20 protein-coding genes and 1 tRNA gene are annotated in these 25,450 nt (G+C 53.6%); 5 read left to right on the top strand and 16 right to left on the bottom strand.

Annotation, left to right across the window (positions count from 1 at the left end; genetic code table 11):
• The first annotated feature begins 36 nt into the window (after nt 1-36).
• Together J3P34_RS17560 and J3P34_RS17555 are read left to right on the top strand one after the other, a co-directional pair.
• Nucleotides 37-1,824 carry an ABC transporter ATP-binding protein gene (locus tag J3P34_RS17560; RefSeq protein WP_210489913.1) on the top strand — a complete coding sequence of 596 codons (1,788 nt, stop codon included), beginning with the start codon at nt 37-39 and terminating at the stop codon, nt 1,822-1,824.
• 131 nt (nt 1,825-1,955) lie between these two features.
• A tRNA-Pro gene (locus J3P34_RS17555) sits at nt 1,956-2,029 on the top strand.
• Between the two features lie 122 nt (nt 2,030-2,151).
• Here J3P34_RS17555 and J3P34_RS17550 read toward each other — a convergent pair.
• The 16 genes from J3P34_RS17550 to J3P34_RS17475 form a co-directional block, all read right to left on the bottom strand.
• Nucleotides 2,152-2,832, bottom strand: a complete 681-nt coding sequence (locus J3P34_RS17550) for a DUF2490 domain-containing protein (RefSeq protein ID WP_210489912.1) — start codon at nt 2,830-2,832, stop codon at nt 2,152-2,154.
• A gap of 175 nt (nt 2,833-3,007) precedes the next feature.
• Complete coding sequence (locus J3P34_RS17545; protein ID WP_210489911.1) at nt 3,008-5,029, bottom strand: DUF3857 domain-containing protein; 2,022 nt, start codon at nt 5,027-5,029, stop codon at nt 3,008-3,010.
• Between the two features lie 101 nt (nt 5,030-5,130).
• Nucleotides 5,131-7,044: a DUF3857 domain-containing protein gene (locus J3P34_RS17540; protein WP_210489910.1), complete on the bottom strand. Its 1,914-nt coding sequence runs from the start codon at nt 7,042-7,044 to the stop codon at nt 5,131-5,133.
• A 30-nt stretch (nt 7,045-7,074) separates the two neighbouring features.
• A complete protein-coding gene (locus J3P34_RS17535; protein WP_210489909.1) occupies nt 7,075-9,108 on the bottom strand; it encodes a DUF3857 domain-containing protein in 2,034 nt (677 codons plus the stop codon).
• Nucleotides 9,109-9,500: 392 nt separating this feature from the next.
• Nucleotides 9,501-10,781 (bottom strand): carboxypeptidase-like regulatory domain-containing protein, encoded by a 1,281-nt coding sequence (locus tag J3P34_RS17530; protein WP_210489908.1) that lies wholly within the window; start codon nt 10,779-10,781, stop codon nt 9,501-9,503.
• Nucleotides 10,782-10,859: 78 nt separating this feature from the next.
• Nucleotides 10,860-12,218, bottom strand: coding sequence for a sensor histidine kinase (locus J3P34_RS17525; RefSeq protein WP_210489907.1), 1,359 nt, complete (start codon nt 12,216-12,218; stop codon nt 10,860-10,862).
• Nucleotides 12,208-13,587: a sigma-54-dependent transcriptional regulator gene (locus J3P34_RS17520; protein WP_210489906.1), complete on the bottom strand. Its 1,380-nt coding sequence runs from the start codon at nt 13,585-13,587 to the stop codon at nt 12,208-12,210. The genes J3P34_RS17525 and J3P34_RS17520 overlap by 11 nt, the downstream gene beginning before the upstream one ends.
• A 700-nt stretch (nt 13,588-14,287) precedes the next feature.
• Entirely contained in the window at nt 14,288-15,241 is a 954-nt protein-coding gene (locus J3P34_RS17515) for an adenylate/guanylate cyclase domain-containing protein (RefSeq protein WP_210489905.1), read from the bottom strand.
• 60 nt (nt 15,242-15,301) lie between these two features.
• On the bottom strand, nt 15,302-15,580 hold the full coding sequence (locus tag J3P34_RS17510) for a GNAT family N-acetyltransferase (protein ID WP_210462768.1): 279 nt from the start codon (nt 15,578-15,580) through the stop codon (nt 15,302-15,304).
• Nucleotides 15,581-15,612: 32 nt separating this feature from the next.
• Nucleotides 15,613-16,251: an alpha/beta hydrolase gene (locus J3P34_RS17505; protein ID WP_210489904.1), complete on the bottom strand. Its 639-nt coding sequence runs from the start codon at nt 16,249-16,251 to the stop codon at nt 15,613-15,615.
• Between the two features lie 8 nt (nt 16,252-16,259).
• Entirely contained in the window at nt 16,260-16,823 is a 564-nt protein-coding gene (locus J3P34_RS17500; protein ID WP_210462764.1) for an NADPH-dependent FMN reductase, read from the bottom strand.
• Nucleotides 16,824-16,856: 33 nt separating this feature from the next.
• A complete protein-coding gene (locus tag J3P34_RS17495; RefSeq protein ID WP_210489902.1) occupies nt 16,857-17,219 on the bottom strand; it encodes a cupin domain-containing protein in 363 nt (120 codons plus the stop codon).
• 63 nt (nt 17,220-17,282) lie between these two features.
• Nucleotides 17,283-18,218 (bottom strand): ring-cleaving dioxygenase, encoded by a 936-nt coding sequence (locus tag J3P34_RS17490; RefSeq protein ID WP_210489901.1) that lies wholly within the window; start codon nt 18,216-18,218, stop codon nt 17,283-17,285.
• Nucleotides 18,219-18,224: 6 nt separating this feature from the next.
• Nucleotides 18,225-18,935 (bottom strand): pirin family protein, encoded by a 711-nt coding sequence (locus J3P34_RS17485; RefSeq protein ID WP_210489900.1) that lies wholly within the window; start codon nt 18,933-18,935, stop codon nt 18,225-18,227.
• Nucleotides 18,936-19,034: 99 nt separating this feature from the next.
• On the bottom strand, nt 19,035-19,571 hold the full coding sequence (locus tag J3P34_RS17480) for a YceI family protein (RefSeq protein WP_210489899.1): 537 nt from the start codon (nt 19,569-19,571) through the stop codon (nt 19,035-19,037).
• 315 nt (nt 19,572-19,886) lie between these two features.
• Entirely contained in the window at nt 19,887-20,345 is a 459-nt protein-coding gene (locus J3P34_RS17475; protein ID WP_210489898.1) for a nuclear transport factor 2 family protein, read from the bottom strand.
• A 336-nt stretch (nt 20,346-20,681) separates the two neighbouring features.
• Between J3P34_RS17475 and J3P34_RS17470 the strand changes: the two genes are divergently transcribed.
• The 3 genes from J3P34_RS17470 to J3P34_RS17460 all read left to right on the top strand — a co-directional run bounded on the left by J3P34_RS17470 (nt 20,682) and on the right by J3P34_RS17460 (nt 25,380).
• A complete protein-coding gene (locus J3P34_RS17470; protein ID WP_210489897.1) occupies nt 20,682-21,932 on the top strand; it encodes an efflux RND transporter periplasmic adaptor subunit in 1,251 nt (416 codons plus the stop codon).
• Between the two features lie 335 nt (nt 21,933-22,267).
• Nucleotides 22,268-22,957: an ABC transporter ATP-binding protein gene (locus J3P34_RS17465; RefSeq protein WP_210489896.1), complete on the top strand. Its 690-nt coding sequence runs from the start codon at nt 22,268-22,270 to the stop codon at nt 22,955-22,957.
• An 11-nt stretch (nt 22,958-22,968) separates the two neighbouring features.
• Nucleotides 22,969-25,380 (top strand): ABC transporter permease, encoded by a 2,412-nt coding sequence (locus tag J3P34_RS17460; protein WP_210489895.1) that lies wholly within the window; start codon nt 22,969-22,971, stop codon nt 25,378-25,380.
• Nucleotides 25,381-25,450 lie beyond the last annotated feature (70 nt).

Below are 25,450 nucleotides of genomic sequence, written 5' to 3'. Positions count from 1 at the left end.
ACAAGTGTTAGTACGTATTTTCTTTAACCGAAGCCTGTGAAATCACTCAAATACCTGAATAAATATCTGCTCAAATACAAATTCCGGTTCTTCTGGGGCATTGTGTTTGTGATTGTCTCCAACATCTTCGCCATTATTCCGGCGCAGGTGGTACGCCACGCCTTTGACCTGGTGCGCGAGGGCATTACCATGTACAACCTCCACGACGGGTTCGCCCAGCAGGAAGATGTATATGATTCCTTCGCCCGAAGCACTTTGTTCTATGGTGCCGTGATTGTGCTCATGGCCCTCTTGCGCGGCATTTTCCTGTTTTTCATGCGGCAGACCATCATTGTGATGAGCCGACTTATTGAAAACGACCTCAAAAACGAGATTTACGCGCACTACCAGACGCTGCCGCTCTCTTTCTACCGCAAGAATAACACCGGTGACTTGATGGCGCGTATTTCTGAGGATGTGAGCCGCGTGCGCATGTACCTGGGGCCAGCCATCATGTACGGCATCAACTTGGTAGTTTTGTTCCTGATGGTGATTCCGTACATGCTCTCGGTGAACGTGGAGTTGACCATTTACACGCTGTTGCCGCTGCCTATCCTGAGCGTGAGCATCTATTACGTGAACAACATCATTGAGAAGAAATCTGACGAGATCCAGAAAAGCCTGAGCGGCATTACCACGTTTGTGCAGGAGGCGTTCTCGGGCATCAGGGTGTTGAAATCGTTTGTGCGGGAGCAGGATTCGCATGCCAACTTCACCACCGCCAGCAACACCTACAAAGACAAATCGCTGGAGCTGAACTTCGTGAACTCGCTGTTCTTCCCGCTCATTCTGTTTCTGATTGGCTTGAGTACCATCATTACCGTGTGGTTTGGGGGCAAGGAGGTCATCAACGGCAGCATCACGCCCGGGGTCATCGCGGAGTTCCTCATCTACGTGAACATGCTTACCTGGCCGGTGACGGCGCTGGGCTGGACTACCTCCCTGGTGCAACGGGCCGCGGCCTCGCAGCAGCGCATCAACGAGTTCCTGCACACCAAAACCGATATCATCTCACATGAGAACCTGGAGAGAGAGATCACCGGCGCCATTGTCTTTGACGAGGTCGATTTCGTGTACCCAGACACCGGCATCCACGCACTCAAGAAACTCTCCTTTGAGATCCATCCCGGCGAGACGCTAGCTGTGATTGGCAACACGGGTTCGGGCAAGAGCACCATCGCGGCGCTGCTGTGCCGTCTGTATGACACCACCGGCGGGCGCATTCTCATTGACGGCGAAGACATCCGGAACTACAGCCTCTCCAGCCTCCGGAGCCAGATTGGGTACGTGCCGCAGGACGTGTTCCTGTTCTCAGACACCATCCGGAACAACATCGGGTTTGGGGTAGAGGCGCTGCCCGAGGAGAAGATGCTGCAGGCCGCTAAAGACGCCGCCGTCTACGACAACATCATGCACTTTCCGGCGCAGTTTGACACCGTGCTGGGCGAGCGCGGCATCACTTTATCCGGCGGTCAGAAACAGCGCGTATCCATCGCCCGCGCCTTGGCCCGCGAGCCCAAGATTTTGATTTTAGACGATTCACTCTCGGCGGTAGACACCAAGACCGAGAACGCCATCCTCAACAGCATGCACCGCGTGATGGAGAACCGGACCTCCATAATTATCTCGCACCGCGTGAGCTCCGTGAAACTGGCCAACCGCATTCTGGTGCTGGACGATGGTGTGGTGGTGCAGCACGGCACCCATGAAGAGTTGATGCTGGAAGTAGACGGCCTGTACCGCGCCCTCTACGAGCGCCAGCTGCAGACCGAGGACATGGAATAAAGCTGTTTAGGGCCCGGGTTCTGAAAACCGAGCCTAAAACAGCTTTATTCTGCTAAATTCCTGCACACATTTTTCAGGACACCTTTCCTCAAATCTGAAATTTGTTTTACTTTGCAGCAGATACCAATGATCGGGATGTAGCGTAGCCTGGTATCGCGCCAGCATGGGGTGCTGGAGGTCGCAGGTTCGAATCCTGCCATTCCGACGAAAACAAGAAAGCCCGTTGTTCTCTAAGAGCAACGGGCTTTCTTGTTTTTACGCTTTTCTGTTTTTCGGCTGATTTTAAGAAATCGGCCTGTAAATGGCTATGTGCTTTAAACCCGGCCGCTACTCCATCCGCCCGAAATCGTGGCGCAGGAGGAACATGGTGAAGTGCTGGTGGTTGCCGCCGCCGGCCAGTTGAGACATCCACATGCCCTCCAGAGTGAGATGCTTGCTGAACGTGTACCCTACCCCACCGAAAACCCGGTTAGAGTCAAAGGGCTGGTCGCGGATGATGACCCGTATCTCGTTGCGCAGAATACCATACCAGGGTCGCTCCTCCTCTTTCTTAGGCCCGAATGGTATCCGTAGGGCCACCTGGTAGCGCAGGCGCGTGTGATAACCTTGGGTAAGCCACCGTTCCTCTATTTGATACCTATGCACCATGCCCACATTGCCAAGCTTACCTCGCACGGAAACCTGCTGGTAAAGCCGGTCCTCATTGGTGAGGTTGGTTTCCTCGGGGGAAACGTAGTTGCGGTTGAACAGGTGCGCGTAGCCAGCCCCAAAAGTGACCGGAACCTCTTTCAGGTTATACTGCAACTCGGCACCCAGGAATCCCACCCTGGGGTCTTTGAAAGGTTTGTAGGTGCGGTACTGAAAATTGGTATTGACCACCCACCGGGGGCTGACCCAGTAAGACCCTGAGTACTGCAACCAGTGGTTGACATTATTAGGCTGCCCCTGCGCAACCAACGCCAGACCTAACCCACACACCAGGGACACCAAAAACAGCCGTAACTTCATTTTAATCTTTCCATAAATAACACCAAGGAGGGGTAGTCCTCACCATTTTGGCTCTATAAAAACCAGAAAGCCCTGCGCATGGGCAAGGCTTTCTGGGTGTGGTTGGTTTACTAAGAGCTGCTACTCCTTGAAGTGTTTCCGGGGCATTTTAGGTAAAACCCCCTTAAAACATGGATCAGCTTTTCTTCTTCAGTACAATTTTCTCTGCGTGCTTGGCTACCAACCTATTATAGAACTCCCGCAGGTTTCCGTACTCAGAGGCATCAAATAAGGTTTTGTTTATGTTAAGTTTACTGATGATCTGCAGCTGTCCGTTGGTCATCTGCACCACGTAGGAGAACTTTGCGGCGTTGCCAGGCAGTACAGAAGTGGCACTTTTAGGCATTTCCTCCACCTCGTACCCCTGCGGCAACTGGTAGGTAAACACGTAGGTCTCGTCTACCGGCGTCCCGAAATCAATGGGGTACAGCCGGGTGGCCAGCTTGAACGGGTTCTCTCCCAGCCCGTGGGTGAGCATTGGGGAAATGTAGAGCAGATCAGCGGAGTTGGCCTCGCCGGTTTTGCTGAGCTGATATTCTTTCTTGAAAGACTCCTGCAGGTTCTCCAGGTTATGGATCTTCACGCCCTGGCGCACCCAGTCTGTTCCGGCGTTGGCAAACTCCTTCAGGTACGCCTCCTGGCCTTTGTCCCGGATGGCGGAACGGGCCTGCAGGGCCGGCACCCCTTGGAAATTCTCAGTTAGCAAAGCGCTTACCTCACCAGTTGGCTGGATTTTGATGTTCCCGGAGACCAACTGGGCATTTCGCTCTGAGCCGGTGAGCGGCAGCCATTTCCCGGCGGTGCCGGTCATAACCCAGCCCTGCACGTTAAGGCAGCGCAATGGCAGCATCCCGAAAGGCAGGTCCTTTTCGGTGGCATCCAGGAGGTAGTTTTTACCCCCTATGGCAACGTGGGAAATGACGTAGTCAAACTTGCTGATCATGGGCGAGTTGGTCACCGGGCGACCGTGCTCACGGGTACTCACCAGCATGGGGTTGGCGTCAAGGCCCGCCTGGCGCAGCATGGCGGTGAGCACCAGGTTCACCTCAGCAGAAGACCCCAGCCGGTTGTCAAAGGCTTTGCGGAGGTTCTCAGTGTAGATGCGGTGCTTGCCATCCCAGCGCATGTTGTTTTTCACGAAGTTCAGGACCGCTTTCACTTTCTCCATGGAGTCTGTCTTACCGGCGATGAGCCCATCGGTGGTTTTCTTCAGGAAGGTGGCGTTGGCGAGCTGGCCCCCAAACTCCTCTTCCTTCACCATTTCTTTGGTGAAACTTTCCCAGTCTCCGGTCATGTACACCGGCTTCTGCTCTGGGTATTCCACCTTGGCCAGTTCAAACTCTATTTTGGAGAGGTAATCCTTGGCATTGGTAAGGTAAGGCTCCTCAACAAAGGCGGGCACATCTTTCATCACCCACTGGTACTGTACTATAGACATGGACATAGATCCGCTTTTATCCACTTTGGCCAAACCCACATCATCGGTCCAGGCAACGGGCACCGTCTTGCGTTCTAACTTGGCGTCTTTGATATGGTACGGGTGCCCTCCGTACGTAATGTGCTTGTAATCAAAGAAAGGCACCATGCCCACGCGGTACTCGCTCCACTTCACCGGGACGCGGTGCTGGAACTCCCACTCGCGCAGAAGCTTGAAGAAGTCTGAAGTGATGGTATAGGAGAGCTCAATCACGGAGCCTACTTTCACCCCGGGCATGGTAAGCTTTTTCAGGTACCAGTTAGCGTCCTGCTTTTCGTCAAAGATGGCGTTTTCATCCAGCTTCACCTTTACCATCTCGCCGTTCTCCAGGTTGTACGTAAACCCTTTCACGTTTGAGACCTCTTCTTTTTTGCCGTCGCGGCGGCGGTAATACGGGATAAGGAAATCGGCCTGGTCCAGACCGCTCTTCTTCAGGATCTTTATCCTGACGATGCGTTTGAACTGCAGTTGGGTGTCTTTGGTGAAGCGGAAGGAAGACTCGCCCAGGTCATACAGTACCACGGCTGCGGCACTGGTATCCGGGGCGTAGGACGTCATCTTCAGCTCCTCGGGCGTGACCTGGCCCAGTTTGAAAGGATCGGCGGAGAAGCCCGGCGTGCTGAGGCCCATGGCCAGGCACAGCAAGACAAGCCAAGGCCTGAAAAACACATTGGTATTCATAAAATAAAGGGTTGTGGGGATGGATTAAGTGCTGCGTTAAAAGCCCCGGGCAGCGCTGAAACAACACCACACCACCCGGGGCTTTGATAAATTTACCTGAATCAGGTGGTTTCGGCGGCCAGCACCACCTGCTGCTGGTCTGCCCTGGAAACCTGCTTGAGGAAGTTGACCAGTTCTTTGTACTGCTCTGCCTTATGACGGCCTTTATGCATGGTAAGCTGGCGCACGTAGATAAGCTTGGTGCCTTTCATCTGCACCTGGGCCTGGTACTCGCCAAAAGCGGTAATGATCTTCACCGGCTGGGGCATACTTTCGGCTTTGTAACCGGCCGGGATCTCGTACTCTACAGAATCTACGTCATGGAAAGACATGGGCCAGATGACCTCATGCTTCCGGCTCTCAGCCACGGCGGGCGCTGAGCTCCAGCGGTTCATGAGGTTAGGCGTGATGAAAAGACGCTTCCCGCTCACCGAGGCCAGTCTGGGTAGTTCCAGTTGCAGCTTCTCTTTTACAATAGGGGCGTTCTTTACCTTCTCCAGGTTGTAGGTCTTGATTTCAAACGCCGGGATCTTGGTGTTTTTGTACAGCCATTTCAACTGTTCCTCAGGGTTGTAGTGCTGAAGCACGCCATTGCGCTCCTCGTGCTGGATTCCGGTGTAATTAGTAAGCGCTTCTCCTACCCCACTTCCCTGGGCGTTCAGTTTTACCTGTATCGTGCGTCTCTGGATGTTATCAAATGCCTTGAACTTGGGCGTAGACACCAGTTTACCGCCATCCGGGGTGATGAGGAGCGAGTAACGGTCACCAGTAGAGGAACCCGTGTACCCGGCATCGGCCATTTGGCTGGTGCATTCAAGCCAGATAGAGTCTTTGGCCATGGGCACACAAACCACCACGTGGTTGAACTGGCTGTTAGGGAAATCCTTCAACACGGGGCGGTCGTCTTCTCCGGCATAGATAAGGGCGTAATGGCTCTTGATCCCGGCCACTTCCAGCAGGGCTTTGGTGTAATTGCTCAAGGCCTTGCAGTCGCCGTAGCCTTTGCTGTCTACCATAGAAGCCTCAAAAGGCTGCCAGCCGCCAATTCCCAACTGGATAGACACGTAGCGCGTCTTGTTCTGCATGAACTGGTAAATGGCTTTGACCTTCTCCTCTGGCGTGCGCAGGTCTTTCACCAAAGCCAGAATCTGCCCCTTGGTTGCCTCCGGGATTATATCTCTGCCCTGGTTCAGCTTGTTCTGCCACTCCCCGAAAGACTTCCAGGTCTCCAGAGTTCCGGCGTAGCCCTGCACCTCAAAACTGGCCGGTGCCGTACGCACCAATGGCACCAACTCACTGAAGGCCGGGCCGAAGGGTTCCCGCTCAATAGGTGCCAGGTCTTTCACCTGCCATTGGTACACCTGCTGCCCTCCCTCCTGCTTTACACTTGCCTTCTCAGGCACCAGTTGTTCATGGTACCGCAGCGGCATGCCGGCGGGCATGTTTACCTGGAAGGTGGCTTTCTCTACCGCCAGTTTCTCCCCGTCCAGAGGACGCCACTGGGTATAGAACAGCATGTTGTTAGACGTGGTCTGGTACTCAAACTCTACGGTATAGGGGTAAGAGGAATGGGACACGCCCGCCACCTTCACCCGGTTATCCTCATAGAGGGAGAAATCGCTGGTATTGCTGTAGTCCTTGATGTCAGACGCTTTCAAGGTGCTGGCTTTCTTACCGAACATATCATAAAGCGTGCCTTTGATATAGTCTACCTTGTTGAGTTTGTCATAAGGCACCACCAGTTGGGCATAACCCTTTCCTTCTTCGTTCAGGACGGTGATGACCCGCCTGATGCGTTCTGTGGCCGTTTTTGGAGAAGTCACCGTAAACGTGGTTTCCTCTATCCGGACCACGGCGTTGGCGCCTTTGGACAAGGCTGGGCTGATGGTTAATGCCGCGTAGGTGGGCGTGTCTCCGGCCCGGGAAGTGGCACCCACCAGCAGGCAAAGCAGGAGCGCCAATAGTCTTTTTTGCATGGTTTTAAGGAAAATGAGCCAAAAACAAGATTAACCCTTCTTTTTCAAGACAATCTGCTCTGCGTGCTTCGCTACCATCTGGGTGTAGAACTGCTTCAGGTGCTCGTACTCCTCGGCGTAGAAAACCGGCTTGGCGATGGTCACTTTGCTCATTACCTGGATTTTATTGCCCGTTACCTGCAGCATATAAGTGAATCTGCCGCCGTTCTCCGGCAGCGCCAAAATTAGGTTCTTGGGCATTTCCTCAATGGCGTAGCCTTCCGGGATGATGAAATTGCAGATGTACACCTCCTCAGAACCATGACCGAAGTCAACAGGGTATTTGCGGGTGGCGTTTTTGAAGGGGTTATCCTCCTGCGTTTTCAGCATCATGGGGTTAAGGTAGATGATGTCTTTGTTCTGGGTATCTCCCACGCTGGTCACCTCATACTGCAGGGCTAAAGGTTTGTGTAGCTCCTTCAGGTTCTGCAGAACCGGCGTTTTCCGCTCCAGTTGGGTCTGGGTGCTCACCAGTTTCTCCAGGTACTTGGCCTCCCCGGCTTCCTGAACGCTATGCCGTGTGTTCAGGGCCCACAGGCCGCTGGTAGACTCCATCACTTTCCCGCTGAGCACGCCGGTGGCCAGAATCTGCACGTCTGCGTTGATCAGCTCAGTGGTACGGCTGGAAGACTGCAGCGGCACCCAGTCACCACCGGTTTTGGTCACTAGCCAGCCATTGCCGTTGAGGCAACGCTTAGGCAGCATCCCCATTGGCATCAAAGGATCAGTGGCGTCCATCAGAATTTGCTTATCACCCACTTTGGCATAGGCAATGACATAGTTGAAGCGGCTAAGGATGGGCGAGTAGGGAACGCGTCCGTTGTCACGGGTACTCAAGATCACCGGATTGGCCTCAAACCCCGCATCGCGTAGCATGGCTACCAGCATCAGGTTGATGTCTGCCACGTTGCCGGTTTTATTGTCAAAGGCTTTGCGCAGGCTGGTGGTCACGTATTTGCCGCCGTTCCCGTTCCACTTCACCGAGTTCTTCACAAACTCATAGATGGTATTGAGGCGGGTTAAGGTGTCTTTCACAGACTGCAGGGCGGCCACCTCGTTCTTGAAGAACCCGGTGCGGTTCAACTGCAACCCAAAGCTTTCATCGGTCATCAGTTCCTCAGAGAGGCTGTTCCAGTTGCCGGCAATCCTCTTGGCAATCTGGTTAGGGTACCGCACCCACTCCAGCTCGAATTCAATTTTGGAAACGTAGTCATCCAGGGTGGTGATGTGCGACTCTGGGGTGATGGCCGGCACGTCTTTCATAACCCAACGGTGGTTCATGCTTCTGGCCGAAACAACTTCTGAACCGCCGGAGGTACGGCCTCCGCCCATGCCCGCTTCAATGGAACTGCTCCAACGCACGGTAAAGGTCATATTGCCGGGAATAGCCTCATTTATGGTAAATGGCTCATAGCCCTGCGGATTCTGCTTGTACTCAAAATACTCTGGGATGGTGGCTCTGTATTCACTGTAGACTACAGGAATGGATTTCTGGAAAGTCCAGTCACGCAGGTTGAAAAGAAAGTCTGAGGTAATGGTATACGAAATCTCCAGCACCGATCCCTCTTTCACGGCTGGTAGGGTGAACTTTTTGTTTGACCAGTTGGCACTGGCTTTTTCATCAAAAACGGCTTTATCCTCCATTTTCACTTTCACCATTTTACCGGCTTCCAGGTTGTAGGTGGCGCCTTTGATGTTGATGACCTGCTCTTTGTCACTGTTGCGCTGGTAATACGGCACCACTACGTTTGCCCAGTCATAACCAGTCTTCTTTAGGATCTTTATGCGTAAAACGCGCTCAAAATTCACTTTGAAGTCTTGGGCATACGAGAAATAAGACCGGCCGTAATCCGCCAGGATAACGGCGGCGGCGCTGGTGTCTTTGTCATAGACTTTCATCTTGAGCTCTTCTTCGGTCACTTTCCCGAATTTGACCGGGGCATCCTGGCCAGCGGCCGCAAAATGGAACAGAAGGAATACCACAGCCAGTAAAGACCGTGTGTTAAAAAGGGTAGAATTGGGCATAGAGCGGGGTAAGGTTTAAAATATATAAATAATTGAATGAATTCGTTATGTATGCATAGCTTTCCCCCATAGACCAGAGAAACAGCCTTTATTATTCACTTTGTCTAAAGGAGCCAAAAAGCACTTTCAGAAGAGATTATTATCCAGAGGATATTTTATAAAAATTTAGTACCGATGTAAAGATTAGATCCTTACACCGCCTATCCCCGCAGAACCCACTGCACTTTTCTCAAAAAAATGGTATTAATGGTTGTTCTTACTGAATCTGAACCCAATATATAATTATTCCATCTAAAAACTTCTATACCCCAACCTAATTCAGAAAAATTCTAATATAATTATTCAAATTAGCTCGTCTCCCTCAAGCGGACTAAAGCCACTGCCAGAATTGCCTATTTTGAGCTTGGCGTATAGTCCAGGGGCAGCATCTCGGCCAGCTTTTCCCAGCCCCAATACCCTTCTACCAGGTGCGAGTAAGGGTTCAGGATCATGCCGTTGGGCTCAATAAAAGTGTAGGGCTCCGTTAACGTGAGCAGCGAGGTCTGGAGGCCAGGCGGCCGAGGCTTAGAAAAAACCCGTTGGTTTACAAAACCCGGCTCCTCCTTTTCTTTGGTGTACACCACATTTAGATTATCCTTGAACTGCAGCCGCAGTCTATCGCCAGAGACATCCGGGGCTATCAACTGGTCATAGGGAATAGGGTCTTTGTATAGATATGCCACAGTCTTGTCCAGCCCGGCCATCCGGCTCCAGTAACTGAGGCTGTCTTCCTGCGCGCTCCCCTTGTTTATTTTTATGGTGGTAGCCATCTGCTGATCCCTGGCCCGGTTCAGCCCGGCCTGAATCTCAGCCTCGGGTGGCCGGTTTGGATTGGGCCGCCGCTCCAGCCTTCTTACGTTGAAGCCCTCGGCCTCCAGGTTTCTCTGGTAAAGGGCGCGCGTGAAATGCATGAGTGAGCCATTGTAGGCTTTGCGCCGGGCTTCTTCCCAGCGGTTCTGCTGGGCCTTGCTGCGGGGTTTCATCTCCTCAAACCTGGGGTACCCGGCATGAAACGTCTGGCCATGGGCAAAGTCCACCTGGAAGTCTTCCAGCACAAAGTGCAGCCGGTAACCCAAAGCCCTGTTTTCTATGATCAATGGTTTAGAGGCCTCGGCGGTCAGCAACCCCGCCTCAGGATCAAAATGGAAATACAGCACATCGGCGTTGATGATCTCGGTTTTGGCCGCGTTGGCCGTCTGCCCTATAAAGTTCTTAAGAAAGATGGCGTAGTTCTGTTTCCAGTTGGTGTCTGGCCTGATGACGATTTCCTGCAGCGCATTGGCCTTGGGCACGAGCTCAAACCTGAAGGAAAGCTGCTGCCCGGCCTGCAAAGTGAATTTATGCGACAGCGTTTCGTAGCCCAGGAAAGACACTACCAGTTCATGGGTGCCCGCAGGCAGGGAAGAAAGCTTGAAGGTGCCGTTCTCGGTGGAGTTGGTGCCGTAGGTGGTTTGGGCGATGAAGACAGTGGCAAAGCCCAACGGCTTCTTGGTTTGGGCATCAACCACGGTACCGGCCACGCTGGCAGAACTCCCCGCCTGCCCATGCGCAGGTCTGCCCAAGCCGCACCACAGCAGGAACATCAATGCCAGGATACTAAGCGGGTGCGGGAGTTTAAAGGCCGGGGGAAACATAGCGGAAACTTATCTCAGGAAAGATACGCATCTATCAGAAACAGCCCCCCGTTTTTAACATCCTTTAACTAAAACGGCCTAAAAACGCATGGTGAACGTGGTGCCCTGCCCCAGCTCTGAACTTACCGTGAGCGAGCCTTTGTGCAGGCGCATGATCTGCCGGGACAAACTCAACCCGATGCCGGTGCCAGTGGCTTTGGTGGTGTAGAAAGGCAGGAAAATCTGCTCCAAGGCCTCCTCGGCAATGCCGCTCCCGTTGTCGGTGACCTGGATGACCACGCGGCTGTCCTGGTCGGGGAAGGCTTCTATCTGCAGGGTTTTGGTGGGTTGGTCAGCCAGGGCGTGGATGGCGTTCCGGATAAGGTTGATGAGCACCTGCTCCACCAGTTCGCGGTCAGCGAGGACCTGCAGTCCGCCCGAGGGGTAGTTGACCAGTAGCAGGATGTTCTCGTGCATGAGTTCTTCCTGGAAAAGTGTTTGCAGTTGCCGGAGCATATCGGGCACGGAGAAGAACTGCTTTTTGGGTACGGGTACCCGCGCCAGGCTCCGGAAATCCTGCACAAAACGCACCAGGCCCTGGCTTCGGCGCTCAATGGTCTGCAGGGCCATGCCCATGTCCTCGGTTTCCTCGCGCTGCAACAGAATCTGTCCGTTGGTCTGCGCCTCCAGCACGTCCTGGATATCGGCGGCCACGCTGCCCGCCAACGAGGAAATTGGGGTCACGGAGTTCATGATCTCGTGGGTGAGCACCCTGATGAGGTTCTGCCAGGCTTCCATCTCCTTCTCCTCCAGCTCCCGCTGGATGTTCTGAATGGAGGCCAACCGGAAATCATCGCCGCGCATGACCAGATCCACCACAAACAAAGACACCGGCACCCGCTCCTTGCCATGCTTTAACTGCAGCACCTTGCTCTGCCCGGCGGGTAAAGTCAGCAACTGCTCCACCAGTTGGGGCGCCTCATCCTTAAGATGTTCCACGTGGGAAAGCTGCGAAACCTGCAGTAGCCGCTTGGCCGCGTTGTTGATGAGCTGAATCTCGCCCGTTTTCCTGAACGTGATGATGCCGATGCCGATGTGCTGCACCACCGTTTGGTAGTACTGCGTAGTGGCCTCCTTCTCAGAGCGGATGTCGCGGAACTTCCGGATGACCTCGTTGTAGCGCTGGTAGAGTTCGTCAAAGACTTTGCCCTCACCGCGCGAGGAGAAAACCTCTGAGAAATCATCGTACTTGATGGTGTTCAGGAATTTGATGAGCCGCTCAGTAGTGTTTTCAATAAACAGGATCAGGGCCACGGTCTGCACCACAATCAAGACGCCCATCGCTACCTGCGTAGCCACCAGCGAAGACTTGAAATCGAGCCGGAAAAACAGGAACACGGAAACCACCAGCAGCAGCACCCGCAAAATGACCTGAAACCGGAAGTTCTTAAAGCCCATATTTCTCCAGGCGGCGGTACAAGGATGCGCGGGACAAGCCCAGTTCTTTGGCGGCTTTGGAGATGTTGCCGTCGTACTTGCCCATCGCTTTGACTACCGTGGCACGCTCCACCTCATCCAGGTTATGCGTTTGGGGCACGTTTTCAGCAAAAGAAGGCTGTTGCATCTGCAGGAAAAAAAAGTCCTGGGGCTGCAGCACGTGGTTTTCTGAAATGATGGAAGCGCGCTCCAGCACGTGCTCCAACTCCCGGATGTTGCCCGGCCAGTCATACCTTTTCAGCCGCTCCAGCGCCGCCGCGGAGACCGACTTGGCAGGCTGCTTGTACTTCTGGGCGTAGCGTTTCAGGAAATGGTCTACCAGCAGCGGCAGATCCTCCAAACGATCGCGCAGCGCCGGCAAATTCAATTCAATGGTATTGATGCGGTACAGCAAGTCCTGCCGGAAACGCCCCTGCTGCACCATCTGCTGCAGGGGCATGTTGGTGGCGCAGATCAACCGCACATTGATGGGAATAGGCTGCCCGGTCCCTACCCTGATGACCTCACGACGCTGCAAAACGGTGAGCAGTTTGGCCTGCATGGCCAGGGACAGGTTGCCAATCTCGTCCAGGAACAACGTGCCGCCGTTGGCCATCTCAAAACGGCCCACGCGGTCTTCCTTCGCATCGGTAAACGCGCCTTTCTTGTGCCCGAAGAGCTCGCTTTCAAACAAGGTCTCCGTCAAAGAACCCATGTCCACGGAGATGAACACCTTATCGGCGCGGGCCGATTGTTGGTGCAGGCTTCTGGCAATGACTTCCTTGCCCGTCCCGTTCTCGCCCAAGAGCAGAACATCGGCATCGGTTTTAGCCACGCGGTTCATGAGGTGCAACAGTTGCTGCATGGCGGGGCTCTGGCCCGTCACCAGATTCACGTCCTGGCTCAGCTGCGAGGCCAGCGCGCGGTTGGTTTTCTTCAGCGTTGAAATCTCTTTGTAGGAAGTCTTGAGCTTAGAAGCGGCGGATAAGGTAGCGATAAGTTTCTCGTTCTGCCAGGGCTTGAGCACGAAATCGGTGGCGCCTTCTTTCAGGGCCCGTACCGCCATCTCCACATCCCCGAAAGCCGTGATCATGATGACCACCGCGCTGGGGTCTTTGGTCAGGATCTCCTTCAGCCAGTAAAAGCCCTCATTGCCGCTGGTGGTGTCTTCCATGAAATTCATGTCCAGCAGAATGAGGTCATAGGTATCCTGGTTGAGCAGGAACGGGATCTTGCGCGGGTCTTTCTCAATAAGCACCTGCTGGGCATACTTCTTCAACAGCATCTTGGCTGAGAAAAGAATGTCCTCGTTGTCGTCTATGATCAGGATCTTACCTAGGCTCTGTTCCACGGGTTTTGGTTACGTTTTGTATAAAGTACACCTAAACTGTGCCATACCCGGCAAAAGGCGCTTTCTGGGCTGGCAAGGTGAATTTACAAAATCCCCGGATAGCGTGGTGTTCAGGGCTGAACAAAAAAGTGTCCGCTGGTGAACAGTTGAGAAGGAAGGAGATAAGGCAGTGCATGATTTCAATAGATGGAAAATTGCAGATGTAGGGGCAATCCCTTGTGGTTGCCCATGCGCATTCCTCTTGAATTCTGATCCTTAGTGATAACACCCACAACGGCAGGAAAACGCCAATCTCCTTCTTTAGAGAACACGCATATCGTCCCCCTTTGAAGGGGGTAGGGGGATGACAAAGGCGCCTAAAGAACCGTTGGCTTCTCTACAGAGCAGAAATTTCAATGGCACCGAAGCCACGGAAGTAACTTCCGCGCCATAGAATAAGAATTTGACTCTCTGGAAAGCCATGCTCAGCACGAGAAATCATCCCCCTACCCCCTTCAAAGGGGGACGATATGCGTGCAAGAAGTTGTCTTTTATCATCTGTTGCCGCCGTTGTTGGCGTTATCACCAACAATCCCAATGTCCGTGGCATGCGCAAGGGCAACCACAAGGGGTTGCCCCTACATTCTTATGATGCACAACCTCTGTTTTAGGTCCTCTTATCTAGAAAACAAGCTTAAATCGGATGTTTTTACTGCGGCACTTAATCAGCCTTAACGGTGGCAGCGGCGGCGTTTTGGTAGGGCTTCCCGATGAGCATGACTTCAAAGGCATTACTCACGCCTTTGAGGTTGATTTTAGCGGTCCTGACGGAGAAAGGAGGATTCCTTAGCATCCCGTAGGCGGCCTCAGAGATCACGAAGCTGTTGTTCAGTTCTTTGGTGGCAGCCTGGAGGCGCGCCGCTACGTTCACCGGGAAACCCATCACCGAGAGGCTGTTGTTCAGCCCGATGCCCACGTTGCCGTAGATCACCTGGCCCACGTGCAGGCCAATGCCTACCTCAAAGAAGTGGTTGAAATAGGCCCGCATGTAAGTGTTGTTGAAGATCTTGACATCCTCCAGGATCTTAATCCCGGCAAATACCGCCGACTCGGTGGCCATCTTGATGTTCGTGTCCAGTCCGAAGACGGCATACACGCCATCGCCGGCGGTGTCTATGATCTTACCGCCGTAATGCTCAATGGCATTTCTAAAGAGGGTGATAATGCGGCGCATGATGTGGATCACGTCAAACGGAAGGTTGGCTTCCATGAAGGGCGTGAAATTGCGGATGTCAATGAAGAACAGGGCCATTTTGCGCCGTTTCCCTATGGCCTCTGAAGGGTCTTCCTTGATTCCGTTGATGAAGATGAAGCGATCTATGTCATCTTTGATGAGCCTGTGCACCTGCACGCCCTCTCCCCTCACGTTGGTCTGGCAGGCCAGTCGGACATTATCGGGGAGTTTGCGCACTTCCCGCACCAGCCTTTCGCAGCTGTTTACCTCAGAGAGCTGCTCAGCGCCGTTCAGCACCAGCACACGGCAAGTGGTGCACTGCCCTTTTCCGCCGCAGGCATGGTAATGCGGGATACCCGCCGCCAGGGAAGCCTCCAACAGGGTCTGGCCATCTGCTATTGAAACTTCTTTCTCGCCTTTGAAATCTACCTGCACGTTCATCCTGCTTAAGCGTTAACGGTTACAGATAAAACCTGCGGCTTGCCTGGAGCGCACCGCTCCTTACTTTTTCACCAGCGATTGGTACTCGGGGTGTTTTTTCAGGTAAGCCGCCATGTACGGGCACAGCGGAATCAGCTCCATGTTCTCTTTTTTCAGGTACTCCAGCACCTGTTTGGACAAGGCCGCTGCAATGCCCCGGCCCTCCAGCTCTTCGGGCACCTCGGTGTGCAGTACGGTCATAACGTTGTCTTTCAGCTTATAACTCACCAGGGCGGTTTTGCCTTCAATGGTGGTCTCAAACTGATGTTTAGCCGTGTTGTTTTTGATCTCCTGTTCCATTCAGAGGGTTCTTTCTCTCTAAGATAAGAAGATTATTCACTCTCCTGGGTTCTGGTCAGGATTTCTTTCGCCAGTTCCAGCTCTTCCTGCAGAATGGTATGCGGCCGGCCTCTGTAGATCTTTTTGGTAACCACCGCGCCGTGCGCTTCCAAGGTTTTCACCGTCTCCTCTACCCGGCTCACGGGCACGTGGGGGTCTGGGTCACCGGTGGTAATCAGAACGGGGGTATTTTTGAAATCGCCTTTGTAGTGGCTGGTGTTCAGTTGCGGACCTATCAACCCGCCGGTGAAAAGGAACAGACCGCCAAAGGGCTGGGCGTTTCTAGCGGCGTACTCGGCGGTGAGGCAGGCCCCCTGCGAGAAGCCCAGCAAATAGATGTTCTGGCTGCTGATTCCCTCGCCCGCCATGGATTTCACCAGGTCATGGATCTGCTCCAGGGCCGAGTCCAGCGCCGGTTGGTTTTGCTCTGTGGGCGCCATGAAGCTGTAGGGGTACCAACTGTGGTTCGTGGCCTGCGGGGCAAACAGCGAGAAATCCGCTACCGGCAGGTAATCAGCGAGCGACAGAATGCTCTCTGCCGAGGCACCCCGTCCGTGGATCATGATCAGGGCCTTGCCCGTCTGGGACAAAGGCTTGCCGTGGGTGATGACGTGTCTTTCGTGCGTGTACATAGGCAGCTTTATTGTATAACCTGGTTAACCTGGGTGGCCTGAATGGCCTGCCCTAACCACAGAAAATCTTCCAGAAATTTATCCAGGCGCCCACTGTACGCGGCATCGGTCAACTGCCCGTCCTGGAACAGCGTCTGCACTTTGGGCGTGAGGAGCGCATTGGGCAGCACAATCCCGTTCAGGGTTAGGGCGTAGTGCTGCAGGCTTTTGGCGGCGTTGATTCCGCCCAGCATGCCTGCTGAGACCGCCACAATCCCGAACGGCTTATGGAAATACTCTTTGTAGAAATAGTCCAGAGTGTTTTTCAGAGCGCCGGAATAGCTGCCGTTATGCTCCGGCGACACAATCACCAGGCCATCGCTCTGGGCAATGGCGGCGCTGGTTTCCTTCATCAGATCAGAAGGATTGGGGGTTTTGTCAAAGATGTTTTCCAGCAGCGGGAAATTGAGTTCCCGCACGTCCAGCAGATGAACGCTGTGTCCTTTTGCTTCCAGTCTTCTCCCCACTTCCAACGCCACCTGGTGTGACTGCCGCTGCGGGCGGGCACTCCCAGATACTACTACCAGTTTCATGTGTGTTTATTTAGAATGATGGGTAAACTGCTATTATGGTTTCAAGGTAACAAAAATGGAGTTCCTAACCGCGGGTAACAGGTTTCTGGTGCGGTGTCCTTTGCCATTGGTGTCTTCCACCAGCAGAATGTCTCCGGCTTTGAACTGCCGTTTCTCGCCCAGAGAGGTTTCTATCTCAATCTCGCCGTCCAGCAGCACAATGTATTGCCGGGCAGGCGCGCAGTGGAAGTCATAGTCATAGCTGGGCAGCACCTTCCGGAAGATGATGCTTTCCACTTCCTCGGGATCAGACAAAAAGCCAATATCCCCTGCGGAGCGCAGGGGCTTGGCAAGTTGGGCAAAATGGCTCTCGCCGCTTTCATCCGCGTACACGCGGGTGATGTTGAATACTTCCATTCTGGGTCTGTTTTTCCCGAAACGGCCCTAAAACTGTTTCGGGAGATTTGATCCTAAACTAACTTAGTCCAGGCTTGGCAGAACCGCTTCAATCTCGGCGCGGTGCGACTCATATTGTGGCGGTAACAGCAGGCTGGAGCCCAACTGGTCCCAGGACTCGTCAATACCAAAACCCGGGTTATCAGTGGCAATCTCAAACAGCACACCGCCCGGCTCCCTAAAGTAAAGCGAATAGAAGTAGTTGCGGTCAATCTTTTCGGTGATGTTAAGACCAGCCTTGGCCACTTTCTGCCGGAACGCCATGAGGGTTTCCTCGTCTTTCACCCTAAAGGCGATGTGGTGGTTGGTACCGGCCCCGCCGATGCCGCGGGCCTCGTTGGGCAGCTCCACCAGGTCAATGATGGCTGCGTGCTCCACCGCATCGGTGATGTAGCGGTAACGGTTACCGCTTTTCTCCTGCAAGGTGTAGCCAAACACATCGGTGAGGACGGCGGCGGTGCCTTTGATGTCGCGCAGGGTAAGGGTTACGCTGTGGAAACCTTTGGTGGCCACGTTGGCTTTGATCTCGTCGGTTTCCCAGGCCAGGCGGTTGTCCGGATTTTTAGGGATTACCAGCTCCAGTTTCAGGCCATCGGGGTCCAAGAACGTGAGGTACTGCTCCCCGAATTTCTCTGAGGGCTTGTTGTAGATGACGTTGTGCTTCTCAAAGCGGTCAATCCAGAAATCAAAGCTGCCCTCTGGCACGGAGTAGCCGATGTTGGTGGCCATACCGGTGCCGGCGCTGCCGCGGCGGGCGTCTTCGTAGGGGAAGAACGTCAGGATGGTGCCCGCACTGCCGCGCTCATCGCCGTAGTACAGGTGGTAGGTACCCGGATCGTCAAAGTTGACAGTCTTTTTGAGCAGGCGCAGACCCAGCACTTTGGTGTAGAAGTCCACGTTCTTTTTGGCCTTTCTGGCAATAGCCGTGATATGGTGCAGGCCTAATATTCTGTTTTCCATGATGGCTTAGTGATTGATAGGCACCTCTATGAGGAGGAATTTGCTATCGGTTGAAAAGCTGAAATCTAACTTATCTGTCTCCCAGATGCCTACCGCGTCGCGCTGGTTCAGCGTCTGGCCATTTACCTGAAGCGTACCGCTGATGTTGAAGACGAACACGCCTTTGTTCAGCGGGTTGAAGGAATACGTGAGCGGCTGCCCCTGTTCAAAAGAACCCAGGGAAAGCTTCGCGTTCTGGTTTATCCAGCAGTGGGCCTGGCCTTCCTCGTTGCTCACGATGGTGACCAGCTGGTTCAGCCGCTTTTCCTCCGGGAAGAACCGGCGCTGGTAGCGGGGCGTGATGTTCTGCAGCTTGGGCTCAATCCAGATCTGCAGAAAATTCACCTCGTCCTGGCCCACGTTGTGTTCCTCGTGGCGCAAGCCGCTGCCCGCGCTCATGATCTGCACCCAATCTTTGTGCACCACCTCTTTGTAGCCCAATGAGTCTATGTGGTTCATGGACCCCGATAGCATCACCGAGATGATTTCCATGTTGGCGTGCGGATGGATGCCGAAACCGTTCTCGGGCTGCACGTAGTCATCATTGAATACCCGCAGCAACCCAAAACCCGCCCGCACCGGGTTGTAGTGGCTAGAGAAACTGAAGATGAAATTGCTCTTCAGCCAACCCAGGTCTTTGAGGCCTCGGTCAGCGGGGTTATATCTTTCAAATTGCATTTTAGGTCTATTTAATGATGTTTGTACGAGCGAAACCCGAAAAGGAACAGATTGTACTAACCGGAAACCGAAACCGCAGCCTCGGTTTCCGGCAGCGCCTTAACCTTGTTTCACCAACTGGATCTCGGCCTGCAGTTTGATCTCGTCGCTTACTACCACGCTGCCCGCCTCGGTTACGGCGTTCCAGGTAAGCCCGAACTCTTTGCGGCTGATTTTACCTGTTACTGTGAAACCAGCTTTAGTCTGGCCGTAAGGATCTATCACAATACCCCCGAACTCCACTTTCACCGTCACTGGCTTGGTGATGCCTCTTATGGTCAAATCGCCGTGCAGTTGGTAATCATCGCCGCCTACGTTCTCGTATTTGTTGCCCACAAACCGGATCTCGCCGTGATTTTCCGCATCAAAGAAATCAGCTGATTTCAGGTGGGTGTCGCGCTGCTCGTTGTTGGTGTTGATGGAGTTCACATCGGCGGAGAACACTACGCTGCTGGCGCTGGTAAACTGCTCATCCTCGGTCTCCGCCTCCACGTTGAAGCTCTGGAAATAACCCGTCACAGTGGTGATCATCAAGTGTTTCACTTTGAACTGTACTTCTGAGTGCATTGGGTCTACTGCCCATTTGGTAGTTGCCATGATTTTGATTTTAAAAGGTTAAAGTCTACTTTTTAGCTCGGTTATTGAAATCCTATGCACAAATGTATATACATTTAATGTACATACATATAATTATGCCTAAAAGTTTCGAAATATTTTTCTCTGGTCTGAGCAGCGCTTATCTAAAGTACTTTAAACCACAGAAAAACTGCCTCGGCAGGCTGTAGGCCTGCCACCCAATCGCTATTTGCCCCAGCGGCTTGACCTTCACCCAAACACAACCTATCAACAACAAAGAAAGCCCTGTTTCCGGGATATTTTTCCGGAAACAGGGCTAAAAGCAACAGAGCAAACCTATAGCTTTTGTTGCCGCACAGACTGCCACAGCACGTTCATGACCCACCACTTGCCTTGTTCTTTCACCAGGTGGATGTAGTCAATGCCCCACACGGCGGTTACTTTCGCCGAGGCGGTTTTATCGCAGATATCCAGGATCTGTACTTTCTGCACCGAGTTCTCATTGGCCTGCTTGCCGTCGGCATTCCACCGTTTAGCCAGACTCACCAAGGCCGGGAAAGGCATCTCCAGTTGTTTTGAATAGGCCTGGTTCGCGGCCGAATAGGAGAAACCGCGCTTCTGCAGCAAGGGATGCACGCTGCGGTAGGCAATGGTGGTGTCTGCCTTGTAAAAGGCCTGAATGTAGTCTTGGCAGGCAGCGGTTACCCCGGCCTTGTCCTGCTCCGTGGACACGCACTGCGCCCAACCAGCCGAGAGGGAGAAAGAAAACAGTAAAGCGGCGAACAGTTTCTTCATGGTATATTTAGGGTTTAGGTGAGACGAGATGGGAAATTGCCCGCTGCCGGATTTTTGCAGGAAATCGCGCTCAAGTTGAGGAAAGACCTGGCTAGGCTACGGTCAGGTTATCACTCCCTTATCCGGGAAGCGAAGCTGCTTTTGGCCTGTTTCCCAGAAAAGACGCAGGAAACCCCGGGTGGCTGCACGCTTTGCCCGGGGAATGTTCGGGCATGAACAAAAAGTGTACGCCAGCGGACACTCTTCGCTACACATGAATTCATATTTTATTGATTTACAGCATTTTATAAACCCGGCACAGCAATTGGGAGAGAATAACAAAATTGCTTTAACACCATGGACCGTATCATAGAAAAGAAGCGTTGGACGCCCAAGAAAATAGCAGCCTACATAGGGGGCATCCTGCTCGTAGCCCTGGTCACCTACTTCATCGCCTTCGCCGATAACAGCTCTAAGCTGAACGTGGAAAGCCAGAAGATCACCATGGCCACTGTGAGCCAGGGTTCTTTCCAGGAGTTTATTCCGGTAGATGGCACCGTGCACCCCATCAAAACCATTCTAATCCCGGCGGTGGAAGGCGGCACCGTGGACGAGAAGTACCTGGAGGGCGGCAAGCCGGTGAAACAAGGCGACCCCATCCTGAAACTCACCAATAACCGCCTAGTGCTGGACTTCATGAACCAGGAAACCCTCATGAATGACCTCATCAACAACCTGCAGAACTCTAAACTGAGCCTGCAGCAGAACAAATTCAATCTTCGTCGCCGCCTGGCCACCTTAGACGCGCAGGTAGACGCCGCCAAGGATATGTATGAGCGCAACATTGCCCTCTACGAGGCCAAAGCAGTTTCTCAGCAGGAGTTCTTTAATTTCAAGAGAGAGTATGAGCGCCTCAAGGCCGAGCGGGCCATTGAGCAGGAATCGCAGAAGTTTGAGGAGAACAACGCCCGCCAGCAGATTGCCCAACTGGAAACCACCATTGCGCGCACCAGCCGCAACCTGCACATGATGGAAGACAACCTCAAGAACCTCTACATCAAAGCACCTATCTCAGGGCAGCTTTCCTCTATTCAGGTAGAGTTGGGTACTCCGGTGCAGTCTGGGCAGGTGATTGGCCAGATAGATGATCTGAGCGGCTTCAAAGTGAAGGCCGAACTGGACCAGCACTACGTGAGCCGCGTGTTCGCTGGCCAGCAGGGCTCCTTCACCTACAACGGCCAGACTTACCCGCTGGAGATTGCCCTGGTATACTCTGAGGTGACCAACGGCCGCTTCCCCATTGACATGAAATTCATTGGCAAGGTACCGGAAGGCATCCGGCGCGGACAGACCCTGCAGATCAGGTTGCAGCTCTCTGACCCGGCCCCGGCGGTATTGCTCCCAAGAGGCGGCTTCTACCAGAGCACTGGTGGCGCCTGGGCCTACGTGCTGGATGAATCCGGAAAAGTAGCCTCTAAACGCAGCATCCGGCTGGGCCGCCAGAACCCAGAGTACTACGAGGTCCTGGAAGGCCTGAAACCTGGCGAGCAGGTGATTGTCTCCTCCTATGACGCCTTCAATGATAAGGATAAGCTGGAGCTTAAATAGTCCTGAGTTCTGAGTTGAAGAACACACGCATTCCGTCCCCCTTTGAAGGGGGTAGGGGGATGACAAAGACGCGAAAAGAACCCAAAAGCCTCCCCTCGGTCTGTCCCCTGACAGATCGAAACAGAAAATCGAAAATGGCCTGTCAGGGGACAGGCCATGGGAACAGGCAGTTGAAGAACTGAAAAGCAGTTGAATAAAAGATTAGATAATGAACCTCGGGAATGATTGATCAGCAAGAGTTATCATCCTCCTACCCCCTTCAAAGGGAACGATCAAAACGAGAAGAACAATAAGCGATATAACAATCAACAACCAGCAATAAGCAATTAAAAGATATGTTAAAGACCGTCAATCTTCAGAAGAAATATACCACCGATGAGGTGGAGACCACCGCGTTGGTGAATGTGAACCTGCAAGTGCGCCAGGGCGAGTTCGTGGCTATCATGGGACCATCGGGCTGTGGGAAATCCACGCTGCTCAACATCATCGGGTTACTGGACAACCCCACCAGCGGCGAGTTCTATTTTCTGGATAAGGAGATCTCTAGGTTCAGTGAGCGCCAGCGCGCCAACCTGCGCAAAGAGCACCTGGGCTTCGTTTTCCAGAGCTTCAACCTCATTGATGAACTGACGGTGTACGAGAACGTGGAACTGCCTTTGATTTACCTGAAGGTGGGCAACGCCGAGCGCAAACAGCGGGTGGAGCAGGTGCTGGAGCAGATGCAGATCGCGCACCGCCGCAACCACTTCCCGCAGCAGCTCTCGGGCGGTCAGCAGCAACGGGTGGCCATCGCCCGCGCCGTGGTGTCCAAACCTAAATTACTCCTGGCGGATGAGCCCACCGGTAACCTGGACTCGGCCCACGGCCAGGAAGTGATGCAGCTCCTGAGCAGCCTCAACGAGCAAGGCACCACCATTGTGATGGTAACCCACTCCCCCACCGATGCCGACTATGCCCACCGCATTGTGAACCTGTTTGACGGTCAGATCATCTCTGAGAATGTGAAAGAGCTCGCCATCCTGTAAGCCCGGTAGCCATGTTCAAAAACTATTTTTTAGTTGCGGTGCGTACCCTGCGCCGCAACCTGGGGTATACTATGCTCAATGTGATAGGCCTGGCCCTGGGCATCACCTGCAGTCTGCTGCTATACCTGGTCATCCGGCACGAGCTCAGCTATGACACCTTCCACAGCAAGGCAGACCGCATCTACCGCATCAACGTAGACAAACTCACCGCCAATGGTCCAGAGACCAACGCTGGTACTCCTTTCCCAATGCTGGCCACCATCAAGGCTTCTCTGCCCGAGCTTTCCCCGGCCACGCACCTGTACAACACCGAGGGCGGCACCTTTACGGTGCTGTCTAACAATGATAAAGTGCCGGCCAAGAAGTTCAGGGAAGAGAAAAACGTGCTGTTTGTGGAGCCTGCCTTTTTTGACCTGTTCGATTTTCCTACCGGCAGCGTCAACGCCAGACAGGCCCTGAAAGACGTAAACACTGTGCTGCTCACCCAAAGCATTGCCAACCGGTATTTCCCCGGTGAGAACCCCGTGGGCAAGGTCCTGCGCATGGACAACGTGGTGAACCTGAAGGTAACCGGCGTGATCCCAGACGCCCCGGAGAACACAGACCTGCCTTACCTCATGCTCATAGACTATGAGTCTTCCAAGAAGATCAACACGTTCATGAACGATTCCTGGAACAGCACCAACAGCAACCAGCAGGTGTACTTTGCCATGTCTCCGGGTTCTTCTTTGAAGCAGGCCGAGGACCGGCTCAACCAGATCACGTCTAAGTACCGGCGCATCTCGCCCGGCGAGAAGGAACGGTACATCTTCCAGCCCTTACTGCAGATGCACTTTGATGATGAATATGGCACGCTCAGCAGCCGCACCATCAGCAAGACCACGCTCTGGGCCCTGGGTCTGATTGGCATGTTCCTGGTGCTGGTGGCGTCCATCAATTTCGTGAATCTGGCTACCGCCCAGGCCCTGCGCCGGTCCAAAGAGGTAGGCATGCGCAAAGTATTGGGCGCCAGCAAACCGCAGCTTATGACGCAATTCCTCTGCGAGACCGGGCTCATCACCTTGGTGGCCCTGCTGCTGTCAGTAGTGTTTGCCGAGTTGCTGCTGCCTTTCCTGAACCAGTTACTGGAGTTGCAGATTTCTTTCTCCATTTTGCATGACCCGCAGATGCTGCTCTTTTTGCTGGCGGTACTGGTGGCGGTGACTTTCTTCGCGGGTTTTTACCCAGCCCTGGTAATCTCCGGCTTTCAGCCTATCTCTGCGCTCAAAAGCAAGGTGGCTACGGCCCGGGTGGCAGGTTTATCGCTGCGCCGCACGCTGGTGGTGGTACAGTTCACCATTTGCCAGGTCCTCATCATCTGCACCATCATTGTGCACAACCAGATGGAGTATTTCCGGAGCGCCTCGCTGGGTTTTGACAAGGAGGCTATTGTGAACATTCCGGTGCCGGCTGGTAAGGCGGGAGACCTGATGGCCCTGCGCCCACAGCTGGAGTCCCATTCTGCGGTGAAGTCCACCTCATTTGCCATCGCGCCGCCCTCGGCCAACATTGACATGAACTCCTCTTTCCAGTACGATGACTTTTCTGTGGACCGCAACTTCAGCGTGAACTTAAAGCTCGCCGATGAGAACTACCTGAAAACGTTCAGTATTCCGTTGCTGGCCGGCCGCATGTACGAGAAAAGCGATACCATGCAGGAGTTTGTGGTGAATGAGACGTTCCTTCAGAAAGTGGGCGTTAAAGATCCGCAGGAGGCAATAGGCAAAAAACTGCTTGTGAACGGCGGCCAAAACGAAGGCAAGATTGTGGGCGTGGTCAAAAACTACCACTTATCATCGCTACGCAATGAGATTCCGCCGGTGGTCATGTCCACCATGACCCAGGTGTACTTCTATCTCAACGCCAAAATAGAGCAGAAAAACGCAAAAGCCGCCCTGGCCCACCTGCAGAACGTATGGCTGACCGCCTACCCAGATGACGTCTTCTACTATGAATTCTTTGATGATTCCATTGCCCGGTTCTACGAGGAGGAACAGCGCCAGGCGCACCTGTTCAAGGTCTTCTCCTTTATTGCCATTGTCATCGGTTGCCTGGGCTTGTATGGGTTGGTGTCCTTTATGGTGGCGCAGCGCACGAAGGAAGTGGGCGTTCGCAAAGTGCTGGGGGCCTCCTCAGCGAGCATCGTGGGCCTTTTCTCCGCCGATTTCGTGAAACTGGTCTTGATCGCCTTTGTCATTGCCGGCCCTATCTCCTACTACTTCATGGACAAATGGCTGCAAGACTTCTCGTACCGGATCAACATAGGGTACTGGGTGTTCCTGGCGGCCGGCGCCCTGACGCTCCTCATTGCCCTCACCACCGTGAGCGTGCAGGCGTTGCGGGCGGCGTTCTCTAACCCAGTGCGGGCGCTTAAAACCGAGTAGCCGCCTCTCCATTCCTGTTTAAGAGCCGATTTTCTAAAACCAGCCCTGAAACAGAAAACCGCTACTCTCA

The organism is Rufibacter aurantiacus, assembly GCF_017916345.1.
In the GTDB taxonomy this organism is placed as follows: Bacteria; Bacteroidota; Bacteroidia; order Cytophagales; family Hymenobacteraceae; genus Nibribacter; species Nibribacter roseolus.
This window is presented reverse-complemented; position numbering and strand designations above follow the sequence as displayed.

Bases quoted from the DNA above. Each gene is read 5' to 3' on its own strand.
- J3P34_RS17550 (WP_210489912.1), bottom strand. From the start codon at position 2,832: ATGAAGTTACGGCTGTTTTTGGTGTCCCTGGTGTGTGGGTTAGGTCTG.
- J3P34_RS17545 (WP_210489911.1), bottom strand. From the start codon at position 5,029: ATGAATACCAATGTGTTTTTCAGGCCTTGGCTTGTCTTGCTGTGCCTG.
- J3P34_RS17540 (WP_210489910.1), bottom strand. From the start codon at position 7,044: ATGCAAAAAAGACTATTGGCGCTCCTGCTTTGCCTGCTGGTGGGTGCC.
- J3P34_RS17535 (WP_210489909.1), bottom strand. From the start codon at position 9,108: ATGCCCAATTCTACCCTTTTTAACACACGGTCTTTACTGGCTGTGGTA.
- J3P34_RS17530 (WP_210489908.1), bottom strand. From the start codon at position 10,781: ATGTTTCCCCCGGCCTTTAAACTCCCGCACCCGCTTAGTATCCTGGCA.
- J3P34_RS17525 (WP_210489907.1), bottom strand. From the start codon at position 12,218: ATGGGCTTTAAGAACTTCCGGTTTCAGGTCATTTTGCGGGTGCTGCTG.
- J3P34_RS17515 (WP_210489905.1), bottom strand. From the start codon at position 15,241: ATGAACGTGCAGGTAGATTTCAAAGGCGAGAAAGAAGTTTCAATAGCA.
- J3P34_RS17510 (WP_210462768.1), bottom strand. From the start codon at position 15,580: ATGGAACAGGAGATCAAAAACAACACGGCTAAACATCAGTTTGAGACC.
- J3P34_RS17505 (WP_210489904.1), bottom strand. From the start codon at position 16,251: ATGTACACGCACGAAAGACACGTCATCACCCACGGCAAGCCTTTGTCC.
- J3P34_RS17500 (WP_210462764.1), bottom strand. From the start codon at position 16,823: ATGAAACTGGTAGTAGTATCTGGGAGTGCCCGCCCGCAGCGGCAGTCA.
- J3P34_RS17495 (WP_210489902.1), bottom strand. From the start codon at position 17,219: ATGGAAGTATTCAACATCACCCGCGTGTACGCGGATGAAAGCGGCGAG.
- J3P34_RS17490 (WP_210489901.1), bottom strand. From the start codon at position 18,218: ATGGAAAACAGAATATTAGGCCTGCACCATATCACGGCTATTGCCAGA.
- J3P34_RS17485 (WP_210489900.1), bottom strand. From the start codon at position 18,935: ATGCAATTTGAAAGATATAACCCCGCTGACCGAGGCCTCAAAGACCTG.
- J3P34_RS17480 (WP_210489899.1), bottom strand. From the start codon at position 19,571: ATGGCAACTACCAAATGGGCAGTAGACCCAATGCACTCAGAAGTACAG.
- J3P34_RS17475 (WP_210489898.1), bottom strand. From the start codon at position 20,345: ATGAAGAAACTGTTCGCCGCTTTACTGTTTTCTTTCTCCCTCTCGGCT.
- J3P34_RS17470 (WP_210489897.1), top strand. From the start codon at position 20,682: ATGGACCGTATCATAGAAAAGAAGCGTTGGACGCCCAAGAAAATAGCA.
- J3P34_RS17465 (WP_210489896.1), top strand. From the start codon at position 22,268: ATGTTAAAGACCGTCAATCTTCAGAAGAAATATACCACCGATGAGGTG.
- J3P34_RS17460 (WP_210489895.1), top strand. From the start codon at position 22,969: ATGTTCAAAAACTATTTTTTAGTTGCGGTGCGTACCCTGCGCCGCAAC.